17 protein-coding genes are annotated in these 16,942 nt (G+C 64.9%); 14 read left to right on the top strand and 3 right to left on the bottom strand.

From position 1 onward, the window contains the following. Positions 1-213 precede the first annotated feature (213 nt). The 8 genes from dnaK to AC066Y_RS20395 all read left to right on the top strand — a co-directional run bounded on the left by dnaK (position 214) and on the right by AC066Y_RS20395 (position 7,470). Complete coding sequence (gene dnaK, locus AC066Y_RS20430; protein ID WP_478275444.1) at positions 214-2,115, top strand: molecular chaperone DnaK; 1,902 nt, start codon at positions 214-216, stop codon at positions 2,113-2,115. Between the two features lie 158 nt (positions 2,116-2,273). Beyond that, the gene (gene dnaJ, locus AC066Y_RS20425) at positions 2,274-3,404 is read left to right on the top strand and encodes a molecular chaperone DnaJ (protein WP_478275443.1); all 1,131 of its coding nucleotides are present in this window, start codon (positions 2,274-2,276) and stop codon (positions 3,402-3,404) included. A 100-nt stretch (positions 3,405-3,504) separates the two neighbouring features. Then, on the top strand, positions 3,505-4,107 hold the full coding sequence (locus tag AC066Y_RS20420; RefSeq protein ID WP_092120946.1) for a class I SAM-dependent methyltransferase: 603 nt from the start codon (positions 3,505-3,507) through the stop codon (positions 4,105-4,107). A 131-nt stretch (positions 4,108-4,238) separates the two neighbouring features. Further along, positions 4,239-4,817 (top strand): NADPH-dependent FMN reductase, encoded by a 579-nt coding sequence (locus AC066Y_RS20415; protein ID WP_478275442.1) that lies wholly within the window; start codon positions 4,239-4,241, stop codon positions 4,815-4,817. A 6-nt stretch (positions 4,818-4,823) separates the two neighbouring features. Next, positions 4,824-5,534: an orotidine-5'-phosphate decarboxylase gene (gene pyrF, locus AC066Y_RS20410; protein WP_478275441.1), complete on the top strand. Its 711-nt coding sequence runs from the start codon at positions 4,824-4,826 to the stop codon at positions 5,532-5,534. 23 nt (positions 5,535-5,557) lie between these two features. Further along, positions 5,558-5,854: a DUF1330 domain-containing protein gene (locus tag AC066Y_RS20405; protein WP_194457545.1), complete on the top strand. Its 297-nt coding sequence runs from the start codon at positions 5,558-5,560 to the stop codon at positions 5,852-5,854. 132 nt (positions 5,855-5,986) lie between these two features. Beyond that, a complete protein-coding gene (gene dapB / locus AC066Y_RS20400) occupies positions 5,987-6,799 on the top strand; it encodes a 4-hydroxy-tetrahydrodipicolinate reductase (RefSeq protein WP_478275440.1) in 813 nt (270 codons plus the stop codon). Positions 6,800-6,846: 47 nt separating this feature from the next. Beyond that, positions 6,847-7,470, top strand: a complete 624-nt coding sequence (locus AC066Y_RS20395) for a 2,3-bisphosphoglycerate-dependent phosphoglycerate mutase (RefSeq protein WP_478275439.1) — start codon at positions 6,847-6,849, stop codon at positions 7,468-7,470. A gap of 143 nt (positions 7,471-7,613) precedes the next feature. Here AC066Y_RS20395 and AC066Y_RS20390 read toward each other — a convergent pair whose 3' ends face one another. Then, positions 7,614-8,513, bottom strand: coding sequence for a methylated-DNA--[protein]-cysteine S-methyltransferase (locus AC066Y_RS20390; RefSeq protein WP_212312991.1), 900 nt, complete (start codon positions 8,511-8,513; stop codon positions 7,614-7,616). 57 nt (positions 8,514-8,570) lie between these two features. Next, positions 8,571-9,131: a DUF2244 domain-containing protein gene (locus tag AC066Y_RS20385; protein WP_478275438.1), complete on the bottom strand. Its 561-nt coding sequence runs from the start codon at positions 9,129-9,131 to the stop codon at positions 8,571-8,573. Between the two features lie 22 nt (positions 9,132-9,153). On the opposite strand from AC066Y_RS20385, the gene nth reads away from it, so the two are divergent. From nth to AC066Y_RS20355, 6 genes are all read left to right on the top strand, one after another. Beyond that, positions 9,154-9,939: an endonuclease III gene (gene nth, locus AC066Y_RS20380; RefSeq protein WP_478275437.1), complete on the top strand. Its 786-nt coding sequence runs from the start codon at positions 9,154-9,156 to the stop codon at positions 9,937-9,939. A gap of 226 nt (positions 9,940-10,165) precedes the next feature. Next, complete coding sequence (locus tag AC066Y_RS20375) at positions 10,166-11,260, top strand: HlyD family secretion protein (protein ID WP_478275479.1); 1,095 nt, start codon at positions 10,166-10,168, stop codon at positions 11,258-11,260. Further along, positions 11,247-12,875, top strand: coding sequence for an MFS transporter (locus tag AC066Y_RS20370; RefSeq protein WP_478275436.1), 1,629 nt, complete (start codon positions 11,247-11,249; stop codon positions 12,873-12,875). Before AC066Y_RS20375 ends, AC066Y_RS20370 begins: the two co-directional genes overlap by 14 nt. Positions 12,876-13,021: 146 nt before the next feature. Further along, the gene (locus tag AC066Y_RS20365; RefSeq protein ID WP_478275435.1) at positions 13,022-14,083 is read left to right on the top strand and encodes a type III polyketide synthase; all 1,062 of its coding nucleotides are present in this window, start codon (positions 13,022-13,024) and stop codon (positions 14,081-14,083) included. Next, positions 14,080-14,592, top strand: coding sequence for an isoprenylcysteine carboxyl methyltransferase family protein (locus AC066Y_RS20360; protein WP_478275434.1), 513 nt, complete (start codon positions 14,080-14,082; stop codon positions 14,590-14,592). Before AC066Y_RS20365 ends, AC066Y_RS20360 begins: the two co-directional genes overlap by 4 nt. After that, positions 14,589-16,157, top strand: coding sequence for a DHA2 family efflux MFS transporter permease subunit (locus AC066Y_RS20355; protein ID WP_478275433.1), 1,569 nt, complete (start codon positions 14,589-14,591; stop codon positions 16,155-16,157). Before AC066Y_RS20360 ends, AC066Y_RS20355 begins: the two co-directional genes overlap by 4 nt. Here the strand turns inward: AC066Y_RS20355 and AC066Y_RS20350 are convergent. Further along, entirely contained in the window at positions 16,154-16,906 is a 753-nt protein-coding gene (locus AC066Y_RS20350; RefSeq protein ID WP_478275432.1) for a sulfate transporter family protein, read from the bottom strand. The genes AC066Y_RS20355 and AC066Y_RS20350 overlap by 4 nt on opposite strands. Between the last annotated feature and the right edge of the window lie 36 nt (positions 16,907-16,942).

Here is a 16,942-nt window from a genome sequence, read left to right as displayed (position 1 = left end):
GGGCTTGAACCGGTGCCGCGGCCGGGCTGACACAATCTTTCAAACGTCAGTCTTTTCAGGCCTCAACGTTGCGTCCAGTCCTTGCGGGCAGGACCCTCTCTCCTATATCAGGCTCACCGTCGCAATATCGCGAGTATGTGAACGTCTGGGGGTTCGGTACGGAGCGCCGTCAGGGCCCAACCAACCTGCCGTAGCAAAGAGGATATGAAAACCATGGGTAAGGTCATTGGGATCGACCTCGGCACCACGAATTCGTGCGTCGCCGTGATGGATGGCAAGAACGCCAAGGTGATCGAGAATGCCGAGGGCATGCGAACGACGCCGTCGATCGTTGCTTTCACCGACGATGGCGAGCGCCTTGTCGGACAGCCGGCGAAGCGCCAGGCGGTGACCAATCCCGAGCGTACGTTCTTTGCGGTGAAGCGCCTCATTGGCCGCCGCTATGACGACCCGATGGTCGAGAAGGACAAGAAGCTCGTTCCCTACAAGATCGTCAAAGCATCGAACGGCGATGCCTGGGTCGAAGCCGACGGCAAGACCTATTCGCCCTCGCAGGTCTCGGCCTTCATTCTGCAGAAGATGAAGGAGACCGCTGAGGCGCATCTCGGCCAGAAGGTCGATCAGGCCGTCATCACGGTTCCTGCTTATTTCAACGACGCGCAGCGTCAGGCGACCAAGGACGCCGGCAAGATCGCCGGCCTCGAAGTGCTGCGCATCATCAACGAGCCGACGGCTGCCGCGCTCGCCTACGGCCTCGACAAGACGAAGGCCGGCACGATCGCCGTGTACGACCTCGGCGGCGGCACCTTCGACGTCTCGATCCTCGAGATCGGCGACGGCGTGTTCGAGGTGAAGTCGACCAACGGCGACACCTTCCTCGGTGGTGAAGACTTCGACATGCGCCTGGTCGGCTATCTCGCCGACGAGTTCCAGAAGGAGCAGGGCATCAACCTGCGCAACGACAAGCTCGCTTTGCAGCGCCTGAAGGAAGCCGCCGAGAAGGCCAAGATCGAGCTGTCGTCGACCACGCAGACCGAAATCAATCTGCCGTTCATCACGGCCGACCAGACCGGTCCGAAGCATCTGACGATGAAGCTGACCCGCGCCAAGTTCGAGGCGCTGGTGGCCGACCTCGTCGAGAAGACCATCGAGCCGTGCCGCAAGGCGCTGAAGGATGCCGGCCTGACCGCCGGTGAGGTCGGCGAAGTGGTGCTGGTCGGCGGCATGACCCGCATGCCGAAGATCCAGGAAGTGGTGAAGCAGTTCTTCGGCAAGGAGCCGCACAAGGGCGTCAATCCCGACGAGGTCGTCGCGATCGGCGCTGCGATCCAGGCCGGCGTGCTGCAGGGCGACGTCAAGGACGTGCTGCTGCTCGACGTGACCCCGCTGTCGCTGGGCATCGAGACGCTGGGCGGCGTGTTCACCCGCATCATCGACCGCAACACCACGATCCCGACCAAGAAGAGCCAGGTGTTCTCGACGGCCGAAGACAATCAGGGCGCCGTCACCATCCGCGTCTTCCAGGGCGAGCGTGAAATGGCGGCCGACAACAAGATGCTCGGCCAGTTCGATCTGATGGGTATTCCGCCGGCTCCGCGCGGCATGCCGCAGATCGAGGTGACCTTCGACATCGACGCCAACGGCATCGTCAACGTCTCGGCCAAGGACAAGGCGACCGGCAAGGAACAGCAGATCCGGATCCAGGCATCCGGCGGTCTGTCCGAGGCCGACATCGACAAGATGGTCAAGGACGCCGAGGCCAATGCGGCCGAGGACAAGAAGCGCCGCGAGGCGGTCGACGCCAAGAACCATGCCGATGGCCTGGTTCATTCGACCGAGAAGGCTTTGGCCGAGCACGGTTCGAAGATCCCGGAGACGGACCGTCGCGCAATCGAGGACGCCGTCAGCGACCTCAAGGAAGCGCTGAAGGGCGACGACGCCGAGGCGATCAAGGCCAAGACCAACACGTTGGCGCAGGCTTCGATGAAGCTCGGCGAGGCCATGTACAAGCAGCAGGCCGAGGCCGATGCGGCCAAGGACGCTGCAAAGGATGACGTCGTCGACGCGGAATTCACCGAGGTCGACGACGACAAGAACAACAAGAAGTCTGCCTAAGCGGGCTGGCGATCATGGCCCTCACACCAAAGAGCACGCGACGCGTCTCGGAGGAGTGGGGGTCATTTTTCTTTAAGGCGATCGCTGCATCTTCCAGACAGGCGCAATCGTTTGCGCAATCCTTGGCGATCGCGACGAACTTCGGACGGAATTGAAGGATGTCCACCAAGCGCTGCTATTACGAGACCCTCGAGGTCGATCGGAACGCGGACGAGACCAAGCTGAAATCAGCTTTCCGCAAACTGGCAATGAAATGGCATCCGGACAAGAATCCGGGCGACGCCACCAGCGAGGTCCGGTTCAAGGAAATCAACGAGGCCTATGAGGTGCTGAAGGACGGCGACAAGCGCGCCGCCTATGACCGCTTCGGCCATGCGGCTTTCGAGCAGGGCATGGGCGGCGGCGGTCCCGGCTTCGGCGCCGGCTTCGCCTCCTCCTTCTCCGACATCTTCGAGGATCTGTTCGGCATGGCCGGGCAGCGCCGCGGCGGCGGCGGCCGCGAACGCGGCGCCGACCTGCGCTACAACATGGAGATCACGCTCGAGGAGGCCTTCCAGGGCAAGACCGCGCAGATCGAGATCCCGGTTTCGGTGACCTGCGAATCCTGCTCCGGCACCGGCGCCAAGGCCGGCAGCAAGCCGAAGACCTGCTCGCATTGCGGCGGCGCCGGCCGTATCCGGCAGGCCCAGGGCTTCTTCACGCTGGAGCGGACCTGCCCCGGCTGTCAGGGCCGCGGCCAGATGATCGAGGACGCCTGCGCCTCCTGTGCCGGTTCCGGCCGGGTGACGCGCGAGCGCACGCTGTCGGTCAACATTCCTCCGGGGGTCGAGGACGGCACCCGTATTCGTCTCGCCGGCGAAGGCGAGGCCGGTGTCCGCGGCGGGCCGCCCGGCGACCTCTACATCTTCCTGTCGCTGACCACGCACCAGTTCTTCCAGCGCGACGGCGCCGACCTGCACTGCCGCGTGCCGATCTCGATGGTGACCGCAGCCCTTGGCGGCGAGTTCGAGGTGCCGACCATCGACAAGAGCAAGACCAAGGTGAAGGTGCCGGCCGGGACCCAGTCCAGCCGCCGATTCCGCATCGCATCAAAGGGTATGCCGGTGCTCCGCTCGCGCCAGACCGGCGACATGTATGTCCAGGTTGTGGTCGAAACGCCGCAGAATCTGACCAAGAAGCAGCAAGAATTGCTGATGGAGTTCGAAAAACTGTCGTCCGGCGCAACGCAACCGGAGGCAGCGGGTTTCTTCTCTAAGGTCAAGGACTTCTTCGGAAGCCGCTCTGTCTAGCCGCAGTCGTTATGCTTGACCGTAACGACTTCGATCTATACGTGTTTATGACTGTTTTCTGACAACCGCTCGATTGTGCGCGGTCCCGCCTGGTAGCGACATGCCTCTGCAATCGTCCGTGCGTGCGTCGAAGAAGCCCCTCCGTCTCGACGACGAGGTTCGTTTTCTCCGTTCATGGATCGAGAAGCCGCTGCATATGGGCGCGGTGATGCCGTCCGGGCGGCTGCTCGCACGCACCATGGCGCAATATGTCGATCCCGAAGCCGAAGGACCGGTTGTCGAACTCGGACCCGGCACCGGTGCGATCACCAATGCGCTGATCGAGCATGGCGTCGATCAAAAGCGTCTCGTCCTGGTTGAGTACAATCCCGGCTTCTGTGCGCTGCTGCGCGAACGCTATCCGCAGGCCAAGGTGGTCCAGGGCGACGCCTACAGGCTTCGCGATACGCTGTGGGACGTCATGAAGTCTCCGGCCTCGGCCGTGGTCTCCGGCCTGCCGCTGGTCACCAAGCCGATGCTGACCCGCCTGAAGCTGGTCCGCGACGCCTTCCTGGCCCTCGCGCCCGGTGCGCCGTTCGTGCAGTTCACCTATTCGGTGGCGCCCCCGATTCCGAAGTCGCTGCCCGGCGTGTCCACAGAGGCGTCCGAGCGGATCTGGATGAACCTTCCGCCCGCGCGGGTCTGGGTGTATCGCAAGGGCTGACGCGGATTCCGCAAAAGCGGGTACCGGTTTTGCGCATGGAATACGCGCAGAACATTAGCTAAGAGCATTTTCAGAGAAAATGCTCGCCCAGCGTTATCTCGCCGGGCGCGTGCCCTAACCGCGATTTCGAAATGTCCGCGCTGAAAATCCTCGTGATCCCCGGATCGCTTCGATCAGGCTCGCTCAACGCGAAGCTGGCTGCCGTGCTGGCGCAGGAGCTCGCGCAGTCAGGGGCCGACGTCACCCGTATCTCGCTCAGCGATTTTCCGCTGCCGATCTATGACGGCGATTTGCAGGCCAAATCGGGCGTGCCGCAGCACGCCATCAATCTGAAGCGGATGATCGGCGCCCATCATGGCGTGCTGATCGTGACGCCGGAATATAATTCCTCGGTGCCGGCGCTGGTGAAGAACACGATCGACTGGGTGAGCCGCGTGCAGGATCCGCACGAGACCCGTGGCCAGGTGTTCCATGGCCGCGCTTTCGCGCTAGCTGCGGCATCCGGCAACCGGCTCGGCGGCACGCGCGCGCTGGCGGCGCTGCGCCTGATCCTGACGGCGTGCCATGCCGCCGTGATCCCGAACCAGCTCGCGCTGTCATTCGCCGAGCAGGCCTATGACGACATGGATCGTCTGAAGCACCCGGCCGACATCGATACGATGCGGGCGCTGGTGCGGCAGCTGATCGACCATTCCCAACGCATGATGTGAGGTGACATGCAGCCAGCCAAGATCGCTCCAAGAGACCGGTTGATTGTGGCGCTCGATTTGCCGTCGGTCGCCAGCGCCGAGGCGATGATCGACAGGCTTGGCGACAGCGTCACCTTCTACAAGATCGGCTATCAGCTCGGTTACGCGGGCGGCCTCGCGCTGGCGAAGCAGCTTGCGGGCAGCGGCAAGAAGGTCTTCCTCGATCTCAAGCTGCACGACATCGGCAACACGGTGGCGCGCGGGGTCGAAAGCGTCGCCGCTCTCGGCGCGACCTTTCTCACCGTGCATGCCTATCCGCAGACCATGAAGGCGGCGGTCGAGGCGCGTACCGGCTCCGGCCTGAAGATCCTCGCGGTGACGGTGCTGACCTCCTACGACGACAGCGACCTGCACGCGGCGGGCTATCGCCTCAACGTTTCCGATCTCGTCGAGGCGCGCGCCAGGCAGGCGCAGGCGCTCGGTGTCGACGGTCTCGTCAGCTCACCCGAGGAGGCCGCCGCCCTGCGCAAGATCGTGGGTGATCGGATGAACCTGGTGACACCTGGCATCCGCCCCGCGGGCTCGGCGACCGGCGACCAGAAGCGCATCATGACGCCGGCCCGCGCCATTGCCGCCGGCGCCGACTATCTGGTGGTCGGACGTCCGGTGATGGAAGCCGCCGATCCGAAAGCCGCGGCCGAAGCCATTCACACTGAGATCGCCCAGGCGCTCGCCTGAACCAACAACAAGGGAGAACAGAGATGGCGAAGGGATACTGGATTGGACGCGTCGACGTTCACAATGAGGAGGGCTACAAGCCCTACATGGCCGCCAACCCGGCGATCTTCCAGAAATTCGGCGGCAAGTTCATTGTTCGCGGTGGCAAGTTCACCGGCGTGGAGGGCCAGAGCCGCTCGCGCAACGTCGTGATCGAATTCCCCGATTACGCGACCGCGCTGGCCTGCTACAACTCGCCGGAATACCAGGCCAATATCAAGGTGCGGCAGCCGCACTCGATCGCCGACCTGATTATCATCGAGGGGCACGACAGCCCGTAGCCCGGACGCCAGCCCGCCGGTTCGGCCGCTCGGAACAAGCCTCCGATGGCCGTCGTTTAGGCATGTTGTGGTGCCGGAAAACCGGTTTCCACTTTGCCGGATCATGCTTTATACGGCGGTGAGAGGTGAGCCATGGCTGACATGCGTCTGATTGTTGCGGGAGCCGGCGGCCGGATGGGCCGCACGCTGACGCGGGTGATTTCCGAAACCCCGGGGGCGGTGCTGGTCGGCGCGCTGGAAGCGCCGGGCTCGGAACTGCTCGGCAAGGACGCCGGTGTGCTCGCCGGCCTTCCCGCCAATGACGTCAAGCTGTCGGCCGATCTGTGGTCGATGTCGGCGGCGGCCGACGGCATCCTGGATTTCACGGTGCCGGCCGCGACCATCGCCAATGTCGCTATCGCGGCCGAGCGCGGCCTAGTTCACGTCATCGGCACCACCGGCCTGTCGCAGTCAGACGATGCGGTGATCCGCAGCGTCACCAACCGCGCCATCGTGGTGAAGTCGGGCAATATGAGCCTCGGCGTCAATCTGCTCGCCGCGCTGGTCAAGCGCGTCGCGCAATCACTCGACGAGAGCTTCGATATCGAAATTCTCGAGATGCACCACAAGTCCAAGATCGACGCGCCGTCCGGCACTGCGCTGATGCTCGGCGAAGCTGCCGCTGCCGGACGCAAGATCGCGCTGGAGCAGCATTCGGCGCGCGGCCGCGATGGCCTGACCGGCGCGCGGCGTCCCGGCGATATCGGCTTTGCCTCGTTACGCGGCGGCACCGCGGCCGGCGATCACAGCGTGATCTTTGCCGGTCCTTCGGAGCGCATCACGCTGTCGCATCATGCCGAGGATCGCGCGCTGTTCGCGCAGGGCGCGCTGAAGGCGGCGCTGTGGGCGCATGGCAAGAAGCCCGGCATGTATTCGATGACCGACGTTCTCGGGTTGAGCGACTGAGATCGCGCGACGAAATAAAATCCAGCCAAGCGAAAACGGAATCTGAAATGAGTGATCGTCTTCTTGTGCTCGTTCGTCATGGTCAGAGCGAATGGAATCTGAAGAACCTGTTCACCGGGTGGAAGGATCCCGATCTCACCGAGCAGGGCATCGCCGAAGCCAAGGACGCCGGCCGCAAGCTGAAGGCGCAGGGCCTGTCGTTCGACGTCGCCTTTACATCAGACCTGACGCGCGCGCAGCACACGCTGAAGCTGATGCTGGAGCAGATCGGCCAGACCGGATTGCCGACCACGAAGAATCTGGCGCTCAATGAGCGCGACTACGGCGATCTCTCGGGCCTCAACAAGGACGATGCCCGCAAGAAGTGGGGCGAGGACCAGGTCCTGGTCTGGCGCCGCTCCTACGACGTCCCGCCGCCCGGCGGCGAGAGCCTGAAGGACACGCTGGCGCGCACGCTGCCCTATTACGTGCAGGAGATCCTGCCCGGCGTGCTGCGCGGCCAGCGCACGCTGATCGCCGCCCACGGCAATTCGCTGCGCGCGCTGATCATGGTGCTGGAGAAGCTTACGCCGGAGCAGATCCTCAAGCGCGAGCTCGCGACCGGTGCGCCGGTGGTCTATCGGCTCAACGCCGATTCCACCGTTGCGTCCAAGGTCGATTTGGCGGCTTAAGCGCAGCAGGACGGGATCTCGATCCGTCATCCTGAGGCGCGAGCGGAGCGAGCCTCGAAGGATGCACGGCCACCAGCGGGGGCCGTCGACCCTTCGAGACGCGCTTCGCGCTCCTCAGGGTGACGGTGAGAGACCGGTTTTGCTTAGTGCAATCCGACCTGGCCGGCTTCCCAGCCCAGCATCGCCTGCTTGCGGGTGATGCCCCAGTGATAGCCGGTCAGCGCGCCGCTCTTGCCGAGTGCGCGATGGCAGGGCACCACGAACGACACCGGATTGCGGCCGACCGCGGCGCCGACGGCGCGCGAGGCCTTCGGGTTACTGATCTTGCTGGCGATGTCGGAATAGCTCACCGCGCGGCCCATCGGGACCTTGAGCAGCGTTTCCCACACCCTCACCTCGAAGTCGGTGCCGATCAAGACGACGCGCAGCGGCTGGTCCGCGCGCCACAACCGCGTATCGAACACGCGCTGCGCCAATGCGGTGGTGCCATCGGTGTCCTCGACAAAGGTGGCGTTCGGCCAGCGGCGCTTCATGTCGGCAAACGCGGTCTGCTCGTCGCCGGGGTCGGCGAAGGCAAGCCCCGCGAGCCCGCGGTCCGTTGCGATCACGATCGCGGTGCCGAACGGCGAGGGGTGGAAGCCGAAGCGCAGCGTCATGCCGCCGCCGCCGGTCTTCCATTCGCCGGGCGACATCGCCTCGTGCGTGACGAACAGATCGTGCAGCCGTCCCGGTCCCGAGAGACCTGAGTCGAGTGCGGCGTCGAGCACGCTGGCGGAATCGCGCAGCAGGTTCTTGGCGTGGTCGAGGGTCAGCGCCTGCATGAAGGCCTTCGGCGTCAACCCGGCCCAGCGGCGGAACAGATGGTGCAGTTCATCCGGCGTCACGGCGGCGGCATCGGCCATCGCTTCGATGGTCGGCTGCGCGCGCCAGTGCTCCGAGATGAACGCGATGGCGCGCCGCACCGAATCGTAGTCGCGCAGCGCGGCGCTCTGGTGGAAGCCCGGCTTGGCCAGGCGCTGGTCATGGATGGCGAGTGTCATCATGCTGTCTGATTTAGGAGCCATGGCGCGTCCAAACCACCCGATTTCCGACAAGCATGTCTAAACGATGGGATTGTAGGTCGGGCCCCGTTTCGCGGTGTTCAGGGCCGCAGTCAGGGCTTTGGAAAAGCTGGCCTTTTCGTCCGGGCCGAGGAAGCTGCCGACGCTGACCCGGCGGCCCCGGGACACCAGGTAAAGCCGCTCGATGCCGAACTCCTCGTGCGAGATCTGCTCGAACCGCACCCAGAGCGGGTTGAGCACCCATTCGGCCACATGGCCGCGGTGACTGATCCGGCGCACCCGCAGTTCCGACGGCGTGACGGTGATCTCCTCGCTCGCTTTGGCGGTGCGGAAATTGACCTTGAATGCCCAGTAGATCACCAGCACGTCGAGGCCGAAGAAGCCGAAGATCGGCCAGGCGCCGAGCCACCAGAACACTGCGCCCGCGATGAAGCTGACCACGGTGACGAACGACATCAGCACGATGAAGCCGGTGCGGTTCAGCGAGCGGTGCGGCGTCAGCAGCGCCGAGAACAGTTTCGGCTCCGCCTCGGGCACATCGACGTCGAGGTCATTGGCCCTGGGGTCTTCGCCCGGATCAAAGTCGTTGCCTGCGGTCATGACGTGTCAGTATATCCCGTTCATGGCCAAAATCATCCGCTCTCAACGCGCCAGCAGCTCAAGCGTTCGGTCCGCGCCGAAGAAGAAAGCCGCGAAGGCGGCAACACCGCAGCCCAAACGCGCGGCAAAGAAGCCGGCCACCAAGGCCGCCAAGAAGGCCGCAAAGCCAAAACCATGGACGGCGGCGGAGGTCTACGAGGCCTTCGACCGGTTCCGCAAAGCCAATCCCGAGCCGAAGGGCGAGCTCGAGCATCTCAACCCCTACACGCTGCTGGTTGCGGTGGTGCTGTCGGCACAGGCAACCGATGCCGGCGTCAACAAGGCGACGCGGGCGCTGTTTGCGGTCGCCGACACGCCGGAGAAAATGCTTGAGCTCGGCGAAGACAAGGTGCGCGACTACATCAAGACCATCGGACTCTATCGCAACAAGGCCAGGAATGTCATCGCGCTGTCGGAGAAGCTGATCGCCGAATTCGGCGGTGAGGTGCCGCGCACCCGCGCCGAAATCGAATCATTGCCCGGCGCCGGCCGCAAGACCGCGAATGTCGTGCTCAACATGGCGTTCGGCGAACGCACCATGGCGGTCGACACCCATGTGTTTCGCGTCGGCAACCGCACCGGTCTCGCGCCCGGCAAGACGCCGCTCGAGGTCGAGCTGGGACTGGAGAAGGTGATCCCGACCGAGTTCATGCTGCACGCCCATCACTGGCTGATCCTGCATGGCCGCTATACTTGCCTCGCGCGCGGTCCTCGTTGCGACGTATGTCTGATCAATGACCTTTGCCGGTGGCCGGAGAAAACCGTCTGAGCCATGATCGTCATGTGCTACCAGAGCGTTTTCGAGCGAAGTGGATGCCGGTTCGCGTGAAGAAAACGCGTCAAGAAACGAATCTGGAGCCCCGTTCCGATTCAATTGGAACGGAAAAGGCTGTACGCGCGCCCGGCGTTCGGTGCGTGTGATTGAGGGGAGTGTGGCGGTGGCAGAGCAGGTTCAGGACGGTCCTTCACAAGTCAGCCAGACCGCGCCCGCACCAGTGACAACACCAGCCAAGCCGCAGCCTGCGGCGAGCGGCTTCTGGGGCCGTTTCGCCATCCCGCTGTTTGCGGTGCTGGCTGCGCTTGTGTTCGTCGTGGTGGCGACCACGCGTTGGGATACCTGGGTCGGCAGCGCCACGATCCAGACCACCAATGATGCCTATGTGCGCGCCGAGTTGACCCAGCTCAGCAGCCGCGTGTCCGGCGAAGTGCTCACGGTCGCCGTCTCCGATTTCCAGCGCGTCAAGGCCGGCGATCTCCTGGTGCAGATCGATCCTGCCGATTACCAGGCGCAGGTCGCGCAGGCCGAGGCGGGCGTGGTCGGTGCGCAGGCCGCGCTCGATAACCTCAACAACCAGGTCGAGCTGCAATATGCGACCATCGCGCAGGCCGAGGCCTCGCGGTTGTCTGCGGAGGCGCAGCAGACCCTGGCGCGTCAGGAGCAAGAGCGTCAGCAATCGCTGTCGCAAACCGACGCCGGCACGCGGCAGCGGCTTGAGCAGGCCACCGCATCTTACGCCAAGGCTGAGGCGGATGTGCAGGCAAGCCGTGCGGTGATCGCGGCGCAGCGCCATCAACTCGAGGTCCTGCAAGGCACCAAGAAGCAGCGTGCCGCCGACCTCGACGCCGCCAAGGCGCTGCTGGCATCGGCCAAGCTCAAGCTTGGATACACCAGGATTGTCGCGCCGTTCGACGGCGTCACCGGAGAGCGGCAGGTGCAGCCGGGCGACTACGTCAACATCGGCACCAACCTGATCAATGTCGTGCCGCTGCCGAACGTCTATGTGATCGCCAACTACAAGGAAACCCAGCTGACCAACGTCAAGCCGGGCCAGCCGGTCGAGGTCACCGTCGACACATTCTCCGGCCAGACGTTGCGCGGCGTCGTCGAGCGCATCGCGCCGGCGAGCGGCTCGCAATTCGCGCTGCTGCCGCCCGACAACGCCACCGGCAATTTCACCAAGGTGGTGCAGCGGATTCCGGTGCGTATTCAGTTCGACAAGGGCCAGCCGTTGCTCGAGCGCCTGCTGCCGGGCATGTCGGTCGTCACGCGGATCAACACCGGCGAGGCGGTCGCCAATGGCGGAAAGTGACGACCGCGAGCGCGGCCCGGTCTCGCGCGGCGACGTCGCGCGCTATCCGGTGTTTGCCGTTATCGCCGTGCTGCTCGGCGCGTTCCTCGCGAATTTCGACAGCCGCCTGACCTCGGTCGGCCTGCCCGACCTGCGGGGCGCGTTTTCGCTTACCTTCGACGAGGGTGCCTGGCTCTCGACCGCTGCGATCGGCTCGCAGATCTTCATCGCGCCCGCGGTGGCCTGGCTCGCCACCGCGTTCGGTCTGCGCCGCGTGCTCGGGATTCCGAGCCTGGTCTATGCCGTGGTCTCGCTGATCATTCCGTTCGTGCACGACTACACGACGCTGATCGCGCTCAGCATCACCCACGGCATGCTGCTCGGCACCTTCGTGCCGGCGACGCTGATGATCATCCTGCGCAACCTGCCGATCCGCTGGTGGCTGCCGGCGATCGCGATGTATTCGATCCGCGTCGGCTTCGCGCTGGACTCGTCGAGCTCGCTGGTCGGATTCTATGTCGAGCATCTCGGCTGGCAGTGGCTGTACTGGCAGGGTGTCGTGATCGCGCCGCTGATGGGGTTGATGGTGTATCTCGGCACGCCGAATGAGCCGGTCAATCGCGACCTGCTGCACCATGCCGATTGGGGTGGCATGCTGCTGCTCGGCGCCGGCCTGGGGATGGTCTATGCCGGGCTCGATCAGGGCAACCGGCTGGACTGGCTGTCGTCGGGCACCGTGATGGCGCTCCTGATCGGCGGCGGGCTCCTGATCATCGCCTTCATGATCAACGAGACGGTCGCGCGCCGGCCGTGGGCGCATTTCAACGTGCTGTTCTCGCGCAATATCGGGCTCTCGCTGATCGTGATCCTGCTGTACACGCTGACCAGCCTGTCGAACTCGTCGCTGGTGCCGAATTTCCTCGGCACCATCGGCGCGCTGCGGCCGGAGCAGTCGGGCGTGCTGCTGTTCACCTACGGCGCGCTGCCGATGTTCGTGCTGGTGCCGATCTCGATTGTCCTGTTGCGTCACCTCGATCCGCGCATCGTCGTGGTGCTCGGATTCTCGGCATTCGCGGCGGCCAATCTCTGGGGCACGCAGCTGAGCCATGTCTGGGCGCGCGAGGACTTCGTCGGCATCGTCCTGCTCACGTCGGTCGGGCAGGCGCTCACGCTGCTGCCGATCATCATCATGGCGCTGTCGAATTCCGATCCGTCGCGGGCGACGGCGTTCGCGGCCTATATCCAGATCATGCGGCTCGGCGGCGCCGAGATCGGCATCGCCCTGATGGGCACCTGGCTGCGCGTCCGCGAGCAGATCCATTCGAACTACCTCGGACAGCACGTCCAGAGCGGCGACGTCGACGTCGTGAACCTGCTGAAGCGATTGGCCGGTGAATTTTCCGGCCACGGCATCGGCGCGGCGGCGGGGCGTGCGATCGGCACGCTCGCGGCGCTGGTGCAGCGCGAGGCCAACACGCTCGCCTACATTGATGGCTTCTGGCTGTGCTTCTGGCTCGCGATCCTGGCGCTGTTCCTGGTCGCCCTGATCACGCGCGCGCCGCAGGGCCCGCTGTCGCCGGTGCCGCTTGGCTTCGTGAAGAACGTGCTGCGCAAGTTGGGCGCCGCCGCTTCCTGACTTGCGAACGGCGCGGCGCGGGTATCGCCGGGGGCTTGCCGCCGCCGGGGTCAATTTATAGTGAATGCGGCGCCCCAGCTATCTCATGGGCGTCTGAAATATTTTGCACGCCGCGTGGTTCCACAAGCGGGGGAACGGGAGCCACGATGATCGAGACCAAGCAGACGGCCGCGCTAGTTTCCATGGCGACGGCGGTTCCACCGCATCTATTCCATCAGGGACAAATCCTGCAGGCCGCGCGCGACCTTCTCGCCGACCGCTATCCCGAATTCGAGGCGCTCTCCAGCCTGTTCGCCAACACCGGCATCCAGCATCGCTACGGCGTGAAGCCGATCGAATGGTATCTCGAACGGCGCGGCTGGCCGGAGCGAACGCAGGCGTTCCTGGAAGGCGCGGAAGCGCTGTTCGTCGAAGTCGCCCGCAAGGCGATTGCCCGTGCCGACCTGACCGGCAGCGACATCGATATCGTGGTCACGGTGTGCTCGACGGGCATCGCCACGCCGACGCTGGACGCGCGCGTCGCCGGCCAGCTCGGCCTGCGGACCGATGTGTCGCGCGTGCCGGTGTTCGGCCTCGGCTGCGCGGGCGGCGTGTCGGGCCTGTCGATCGCGGCGCGGCTGGCGCAGGCGCAGCCGGGTGCGAATGTGCTGCTGGTTGCGCTCGAACTCTGCACGCTCGCGGTCCGCCACGATGAGCTCACCAAGGCGAACATCGTCGCCGCCAGTCTGTTCGGCGACGGCGCCGCCGCGATCGTGCTGCGCGCCGGAGACGGCGGTACGACGCGGATCGAGGCGGCCGGTGAAAAGCTTTGGCCGGATACGCTCGATATCATGGGCTGGACGGTCGATCCGGAAGGATTCGGCGTCGTCTTTCAGCGCACCATTCCGGATTTCGTCCGCGACCATGTCGGGCCGGCCGTTGCCGAAATCCTTGCGCGGGTGGAGCTGACGGCCAATGACGTCGACCGCTTCCTCTGCCATCCCGGCGGCGCCAAGGTCATCGCCGCGCTGGAGCGGGCGCTCGCGCTCGATCAGGGCACGCTCGATCACGAACGCGACGTCATCGCGACCTGCGGCAACATGTCGGCCCCGACGGTTCTCTTCGTCCTCGAACGCGCCCGCGCCAAGGGCTTGCCGCCGCGTTCGCTGCTCACCGCGCTCGGGCCCGGCTTCACGCTCAGCTGCGTCGCGCTCAGGCACGCGGCATGAGCTTCGCTTCGGTCATCCTTGCGCTGGTGGCGCTGCAGCGTCTCGGCGAGCTCGTGCTGTCACGTCGCAACACGGAGCGGCTTCTGGCGCGCGGCGCGATCGAGGTCGGCGCCGGGCATTACCCGCTCATTGTGCTGGTTCACGCCGGCTGGCTCACCGCGCTGTGGATCTGGGGCCGCAACCAGGATGTCAACCTGGCCATACTGGCGGCCTTTCTGCTGCTGCAAGGCCTGCGGCTGTGGATCCTCGCTGCGCTCGGACCGCGATGGACCACGCGGATTATCGTCTTGCCGGGCGCGCCGCTGGTCGTATCCGGGCCGTACCGATATTTTCCGCATCCTAACTATGCCGTCGTCGTCGGTGAGATCGCGCTGCTTCCGCTCGCACTGCATCTGCCGGTGCCAGCGCTGATTTTCACCGTGCTCAATCTCACGGTGCTTGCGATCCGAATTCGCGCCGAGAGCCGTGCTCTCTCGGTGGCGGATTGGCCGCGCGTCAGCACGCCATGAGCGGCCGCGCGGAGCATCACACCGACAGCCCATCGGCGGCGACCTGGGCAGGCTTCCTCCTGATGTGCTTCGGCATGTTCATGGCGATCCTCGACATCCAGGTCGTCGCGACCTCGTTGCCGACGATCCAGCGCGCGCTCGCGATCTCGCCTTCCGCGATGAGCTGGATCCAGACCGCCTATCTGATCGCGGAGGTGATCGCGATCCCGCTGACCGGACTGTTCACGCATGTTCTGTCGTTGCGATGGCTGTTCGCGATCGCCGTGAGCCTGTTCACCATCGCCTCGGTCGGTTGCGCCTTCAGTGGCGGCTTTGCCGTGTTGCTGGCATTTCGCGTGCTGCAGGGATTTTCCGGCGGTGTCCTGATTCCTGCGGTGTTCTCCGCCGTATTCACGCTGTTCCCGGCACGGCTTCATGCGGTGGCCACCACGATCGGCGGCGTCGTCGCGGTGCTTGCGCCGACGGTTGGGCCGGTCGTCGGCGGCTGGATCACGCAGACCTGGTCGTGGCCGTGGCTGTTCCTGATCAACCTGGTTCCGGGAACGATTGCGGCCACGGTCACGCCGCTGCTGCTTCCGAAGCAGGGCGTGAACCTCCGCGCGTTCGCGAGATTGGACACATGGTCGCTGGTCCTGCTCGCGGCGGCGCTCGCAAGCCTCATGATCGGTTTAAAGGAAGCGCCGCAGCGCGGCTGGGCCTCGATACCTTGCCTGAGCCTGATGATCGGAAGCATGGCCGGGATCACGCTGCTGATCCGGCGCACGCTCCGCGCGGCGTATCCAATCGCGCGATTGACCCTGTTCAGGCGGCGTTCGTTCGCGATCGGTTGCGCCCTGAGCTTTTGTCTCGGCATCGGCCTGTATGGATCGACCTATCTGATGCCGGTCTTCCTCGGCTTCGTCCGCCGCCATGATGCCTTCGAGATCGGCACCATCATGCTGGTCACGGGGGTTGCGCAACTGATCGCGGCGCCGCTGGCGGCAATCCTCGAAAGCCGCGTCGGCGCGCTCGTATTGACTGCTACGGGCTTCGCCTTGTTCGCGCTCGGTCTTGGCTTGAGCGCCTTTCAGCCGCGCACCGCTGATTTCGGCGAGATGATCTGGCCGCAGATCGTGCGCGGGGTCGCGATCATGTTCTGCTTGCTGCCGCCGACGCGCGTTGCGCTGGGCACCCTGCCGGAAGCGGAGGTTGCCGACGCCAGCGGATTGTTCAACCTGCTGCGCAATCTGGGTGGCGCGATCGGGATCGCCTTGATCGACACCATCCTCTACGGCCGAAGCCCAATTTATGGTGAGGATTTTCGTGCACGCCTGCTGGCAGGTGATCTCAACGCAGCACAGGCGATCGGCCTCGATCCAATGCTGCTGATCAACCGTCCGCCGGGTCCGCCGGACGAAGTGACGGTGGCGTTCATCCGGCCGCTGGTCGAGCGGGCGTCGCTCGCACTCAGCGTCAACGAGGCATGGGCGATGCTCTCTTGCGTGGCCGTCGTTGGGCTTCTGCTGGTGCCATTGGCGCGCGATCGGGCGCCTGCACCACTGCCGGTGCCTCGGGACGCGGCCTAGACTGAGGGTACGTTGCTTCGCCGCGCCGGTTCGATCAGCTCGCGCCGCGGGCCGGACAGCCGCTTGTACATGTGCACCATGAAAGCCATGCCGAACAGCGGCGTCGCCAAATTGACGATCGGGATCGACACGAAGGCCGCGATGAACAGGCCGGCGGTGAACACGGTCGCCGCATTCTCCTTGCGCATCGCCTTGGCATCCTCTGGCGAACGGAAGCGCATCGCGGCGAGCTCGAAATATTCGCGGCCGAGCAGCCAGGCGGTCGCGATGAAGAAGATGATAAAGCCCGCGCCCGCGAACAGCACGAACGGCAGCGCGACCAAATAAACCAGGACCGTCAGCAGCGCCGTCTTGACGCCTTCGATGGTCGCGAGCGTCACCGGCAGCGCCGTGCCGGGATGGTCGGCCGGATAGTGCTCGCGCTCGACATGGTCAGCGACGTCGTCGACAAACAGGCTCGCCACCAGCGAGGTGATCGCGGGCATCAGGAAGATGCCACCGAGCACGACACCGAGGCCCGCCGAGATCGAGATGATCCACGACAGCACGTGCAGCGTGGAATGGAAGTTGGGGCCGAGCATGCCCTCGGCCCAGACCTCGCCGGTGTCGGCAAACCAGCTCAGCAGCCGCTGCAATCCGATTGCGAGCACGGTGATCAGCACCAGCGCAAGTCCGATCGAACGCCACAGGATCGTGCGCATCGGCGGCGACAGGATTTGCGAAAGCGCCTTGACGGCGGCGTCGAACATGACTGGGTTACCTCTGCAAAATGACGAGCGAGAGGT

It is taken from the genome of Bradyrhizobium sp. USDA3010 (genome assembly GCF_056429065.1).
The sequence above is the reverse complement of the archived record's forward strand: the minus strand, read 5'-3'. Positions and strand labels throughout refer to the sequence as shown.